General features: G+C 37.2%; 7 protein-coding genes and 1 pseudogene. 7 read left to right on the top strand and 1 reads right to left on the bottom strand.

The genetic code is table 11. From position 1 onward, the window contains the following. The 7 genes and pseudogenes from BLR42_RS23230 to BLR42_RS21915 all read left to right on the top strand — a co-directional run. Positions 1-234: pseudogene (locus tag BLR42_RS23230) on the top strand (hypothetical protein); the annotation flags it as partial. A gap of 202 nt (positions 235-436) precedes the next feature. Next, positions 437-667: a hypothetical protein gene (locus BLR42_RS21940; protein ID WP_026510915.1), complete on the top strand. Its 231-nt coding sequence runs from the start codon at positions 437-439 to the stop codon at positions 665-667. After that, positions 648-1,040, top strand: a complete 393-nt coding sequence (locus BLR42_RS21935; RefSeq protein WP_091873801.1) for a putative toxin-antitoxin system toxin component, PIN family — start codon at positions 648-650, stop codon at positions 1,038-1,040. The genes BLR42_RS21940 and BLR42_RS21935 overlap by 20 nt, the downstream gene beginning before the upstream one ends. A gap of 152 nt (positions 1,041-1,192) precedes the next feature. Further along, the gene (locus BLR42_RS21930; protein ID WP_091873798.1) at positions 1,193-1,714 is read left to right on the top strand and encodes an RNA polymerase sigma factor; all 522 of its coding nucleotides are present in this window, start codon (positions 1,193-1,195) and stop codon (positions 1,712-1,714) included. Further along, positions 1,711-2,466 (top strand): hypothetical protein, encoded by a 756-nt coding sequence (locus BLR42_RS21925; protein WP_026510918.1) that lies wholly within the window; start codon positions 1,711-1,713, stop codon positions 2,464-2,466. Before BLR42_RS21930 ends, BLR42_RS21925 begins: the two co-directional genes overlap by 4 nt. 1 nt (position 2,467) lies before the next feature. After that, positions 2,468-3,349 (top strand): ABC transporter ATP-binding protein, encoded by an 882-nt coding sequence (locus tag BLR42_RS21920; protein WP_091873795.1) that lies wholly within the window; start codon positions 2,468-2,470, stop codon positions 3,347-3,349. Beyond that, positions 3,342-4,313 (top strand): hypothetical protein, encoded by a 972-nt coding sequence (locus BLR42_RS21915; RefSeq protein WP_091873791.1) that lies wholly within the window; start codon positions 3,342-3,344, stop codon positions 4,311-4,313. The genes BLR42_RS21920 and BLR42_RS21915 overlap by 8 nt, the downstream gene beginning before the upstream one ends. Here the strand turns inward: BLR42_RS21915 and BLR42_RS21910 are convergent. Further along, positions 4,252-4,557, bottom strand: a 306-nt coding sequence (locus tag BLR42_RS21910; protein ID WP_139165251.1) for a transposase, incomplete at its 5' end; no start/stop codon positions are given. The genes BLR42_RS21915 and BLR42_RS21910 overlap by 62 nt on opposite strands.

Here is a 4,557-nt window from a genome sequence, read left to right as displayed (position 1 = left end):
GATTTTTCAATACCTACAACGAATAATCTGTCGGAAAGATCACTCAGAGGAATCAAAACCAAAATGAAGGTATCAGGTCAGTTTGCATCTACTGATACCGCGGATAATTACGCCCTTATAAGGACATATATCGAAACATGCCGTCGTAACGGGATAAATGAAATAGAAGCTCTGTCCAGGCTATGCAATGGTAAACCTTATACTGTGGAGGAAATCTTCTCTTCACAGAAATAATCATACTGAAACTTAATAGCGAATCAGCGTGCTGATTAAGTACGCTGATTTGTCATGTCCAAAAGTATTTAGACCGTGAATAGTAACACCTTCCAAGACCACATATTTTCACTTCTATGAAGTGGCTTGTAAAAGGCTGGAGTGATATTTTATAATACAGTTAGAAGTAACAACCGATATACGTATTGAGGAGGTGAGCGATATGACAGCTACAGCCGAAACACTCCGCAAACTGGATTCACTTAATGAACAAGACTTTAACATGATCGTAAGTCTGATTGATAGACTGAGCGTATCACAGGATACTAATAATGATCTTGAGACATTCAGACAGATTAGAAAGAGGACATCTCAAAATCCAATGACAGAGGACGAAGTCGAGGCAGAGGTTGCTGAAGCTAGGAAGGAGCTTTATGCAACAAATCGTAATTGATACTAATATACTTGTTAATGCCTTGAAATCCCAAAATGATGATGCCAAATCGGTTCTGCTTTTGGAAGATGTTTTCAGAGGAAAGTATGAAATTGGTTTGTCATCTGAGATAGTAAGGGAATACCGGGATGTTTTGCACAGACCGCATTTGAATATCAATCCTGAAGATGCAGATGCTGTAATAGCTCTAGTTGAGAAGCATGGCTATTATATTGGACCAAGGCCATCAACAAATGATTACGTGGAAATGCGCGATGAAAAGGATAGGGTATTCTTTGATGTGGCAAAATGCCTTAATGCTAAGCTTATCACTCGTAATTATAAAGATTATCCAGTACATGAACTTGTAACTCTGATTGATGAATTGTACTAATAATATTGGACAAGAGAATATGCAAACCGTAGAATTACAGCCCATTATGCCGGACTGAATCCTACGGTTTTTTTATTTATTAAAAAGGGTACTATCTTTTTTAGGGTCAACATCGTTATACATATTATAAGGATCTGATTGGAGGAGATGAAATGGATTCAGATTTGATTTTGATCCATAGAATTAGAGCTGGGGATGAAGCGGCTATTGAAGCGTTTGTAAGAAAGTATTACGCAAAAGTTCTCTCTTATTGTGAGTATCGGCTTCAGGATGTTCAGCAAGCAGAGGATTTGACACAGGAAACTTTTTATAGGTTTTTCAGGGCTTTCGAGACATATAACCATAGAGGAAAGCTTGTAAATTATCTTTATTCAATAGCAGGCAATCTTTGTAGAGACTATTGGAAGGTTGAACAAAAAATACAAAAGGTAGAACTGACAGAAACAATTAAGAATATGCCAGTTGAGTGTGATGTTACTGAAAAAATGGATATTGAAACAGCAGTGATGGAACTGCCAAAGGAAATAAGGGAAGTCATCTGGATGCATTTTTTCCTTGGAATGAAACTTGAAGAAATATCTGAGGCTGAAGGTATAAGCCTTCCATTAGTAAAATACCGCTTGAAACGAGGACGTTCTTTGCTTAAAGGTATCCTTGGTAAGGAGGATCTATGAATTTAGATAAGATGTTATGTTCACATGATAATAATACAGTAATCCCCAGGGAAGAGGCTGTTTTATCTACTATAAAAACAGCAAAAGATGCATATTGGGATGAAGAATCCTCAAGATGTATATCATGGATGGAATTTATGTACCAACAGTTGTTCTATATTAGAAAAACATGGTGGTTAATACAATTTGGTGTGCTATTTGCTATATGGATTCTTCTTAAGGTTTCAGGAAGTGGTCCTTATTCAGAAAGATGCATGGGAATTCTCGCGCCTATATTTATAATTCTGGTGCTGCCGGAGCTTTGGAAAAATGTCAGTAACAGATCAATTGAAATAGAAGGAGCGTCTTATTATTCATTTCAAAAGATAATGGCAGCCCGGATGATAGTGTTCGGGTTAGTAGATCTTATGATGTTAACTATATTTGTAATTGTAAGCGTATCTTCTACCGAAGTGCCAATGACGGATCTTATAGTTCAGTTTCTATTGCCTATGCTGATTACATCCTGTATTTGCTTCAGGGCATTTTCTGGAAGGCTTTTGAGAGGAATTGTGCCGTCAATTACAGTAAGTCTTTTATGGATGACAATATGGCTATTTATTGTTTTGAGAGAAGATGTTTTTACTCGTGTATCTGGTTTTGCCTGGGGATTATTGTTGGTAATATCGGTTTCTTACCTATGTTACTGCATATACAGAATTATGAAAGATTCTGGGAGAATTCTGGCTTACAACTTTATGGGGGAAATGTGATATGGAACTTGTAATATCAAGTGTAGAAAAGGATTATAGCGGATTTAAAGCGGTAGACAATGTCAACCTTGAAATGAATAATGGAGTGTATGGTCTTCTGGGGGTAAATGGAGCAGGAAAGACTACACTTATGAGGATGATCTGCACACTTATACACCCAACAAAAGGTAAAATCTTCTGTGATGGAAAAGATATTTTTGAAATGTATGGAGAATACAGAAAGCTGCTGGGGTATCTTCCACAAGAATTTGGGTTTTATCCTGACTTTTCAGTATTTGACTATTTGAGGTATATTGCCTCAATCAAGGGGCTGTCATCTGCACTTGCAAGAAAGCGTATAAATGATGTTTTGCAGCAGGTTGGAATGGAAAAAAGCAAAAACAAAAAAATGAAAAAGCTTTCTGGTGGAATGAAGAGAAGAGTCGGCATTGCTCAAGCTATGCTAAATGATCCTAAGATTTTAGTGTTGGACGAACCTACAGCAGGACTTGATCCAAATGAGAGGATACGATTTAGAAACTTAATAAGTGAACTGTCACAGGACAGACTGGTTCTTCTTTCAACGCATATAGTTTCAGATATCGAAAGCGTGGCAAGCCAGATTTTTTTCATGAGAGATGGCAGAATTGAATTATCGGGAACGGCAGATGAATTGCTTGAGGCTACCCCGGCAAAGGCATGGGAATGTACGCTGTCAACAAATGAAGCTGATATAATACAAAATCGTTTTTGTGTTTCCAATCGCAGAGTAATACGTGGCGGAGTAGAATTACGCATAGTTTCGGAAGAAAGACCTTGCCCAGAGGCTTGTGAAGAAATAATGACTTTGGAAGATCTGTTCCTATATGAATTTGGAGAGAAAGCAGGTGACATAGATGGTTAGATTTGAGATTAAGAAAATCTTTTCAAGAGCCGGAGGTAAGCTTGCTCTTCTGCTTCTTTTTATAATATTGGTAATAGTTAGTGTTTTTGCTGTTAGATATGTGGATTACACAGATGAAAATGGAAATAATACTTATGGGTTTCAAGCCGTAAGATTGCTAAGAGAACGAAAAAGTGAATGGAGCGGATATCTTACAGAAGATGTATTTGCTGCAGTCATAAAAGAAAATGCAGCCATTGAAGCTACTCCCGAAGCAAAGTCTAAGGATTTCCACGAAAATAATAAAGCGTATGCAAAGAAACAAGGTTTTTCTGATATACGTGATATTATTAACAGCTCCCTCAGTTCTTTTAGGGAATACAATTACTATTTGATTGACGGTGCAAACGTAGATGATTCTAAATATGTTTATCAGAGAAGAATTTCGACTCTTCAGGAGTGGCTTAATTCGGATGAAGCTAAAGACAGGTATTCTGCCAGTCAAAAAGAATTTTTTCTGGAAAAATATCAAGAGTTGGATACTCCTTTATACTACGAAGATGCTGATGGATGGAAAGCTTTGCTGGAATATTCGCAGACAATTATAATGTTGACCATGTTAATCTTAAGCTTTCTTGTGTGTGGCATTTTTTCGGGAGAATATCAACTAAAGGCTGATGCAGTATTCTTTTCCACTGCTGAGGGCAGAAGAAAAGGAATCAGAGCCAAAATGCTGGCAGGACTTGTAATGATAACCATAGTATATTGGGGAATGGTAATTATATACTCGTTAGTAGTATTAGGCATTTTAGGTACAAGTGGTTGGAATTGTCCTATACAAACTAGCCTATATGGCTGGAAGAGCCTTTATAACATTACCTTTTTTGAGGACTATTTAGGTTCTTCCGCATTTATTAGTAAAACTATGGTTTTCTGTACATCAGTTTGGCCGAGAGTAACTCAATTCCACAGCGACCATACATAGCCTTTTTGATGGTCTTTACTTTACTGTTCGTTCCCTCTACAAAACCATTACTCAGCGGACTGGCCACGGCATTTTCAACTGCATCTATATCTCGTTGGAGTCCTTTGGCAAACGATGCAATTTCTTTGATCTCTGAGTTTGAATACTTTTCTATAAAGATATAGAGCATTGGCATATTTTTCTTTTCGAAAAACTCTCTAAACTCCCGAATGCACTTTTCTATTTCTTTTAGCACAGGAAACTG

This window comes from Butyrivibrio sp. INlla16 (genome assembly GCF_900104155.1).
Taxonomy (GTDB): domain Bacteria; phylum Bacillota; class Clostridia; order Lachnospirales; family Lachnospiraceae; genus Butyrivibrio.
This window is presented reverse-complemented; position numbering and strand designations above follow the sequence as displayed.

Bases quoted from the DNA above. Each gene is read 5' to 3' on its own strand.
- BLR42_RS21940 (WP_026510915.1), top strand. From the start codon at position 437: ATGACAGCTACAGCCGAAACACTCCGCAAACTGGATTCACTTAATGAA.
- BLR42_RS21935 (WP_091873801.1), top strand. From the start codon at position 648: ATGCAACAAATCGTAATTGATACTAATATACTTGTTAATGCCTTGAAA.
- BLR42_RS21930 (WP_091873798.1), top strand. From the start codon at position 1,193: ATGGATTCAGATTTGATTTTGATCCATAGAATTAGAGCTGGGGATGAA.
- BLR42_RS21925 (WP_026510918.1), top strand. From the start codon at position 1,711: ATGAATTTAGATAAGATGTTATGTTCACATGATAATAATACAGTAATC.
- BLR42_RS21920 (WP_091873795.1), top strand. From the start codon at position 2,468: ATGGAACTTGTAATATCAAGTGTAGAAAAGGATTATAGCGGATTTAAA.
- BLR42_RS21915 (WP_091873791.1), top strand. From the start codon at position 3,342: ATGGTTAGATTTGAGATTAAGAAAATCTTTTCAAGAGCCGGAGGTAAG.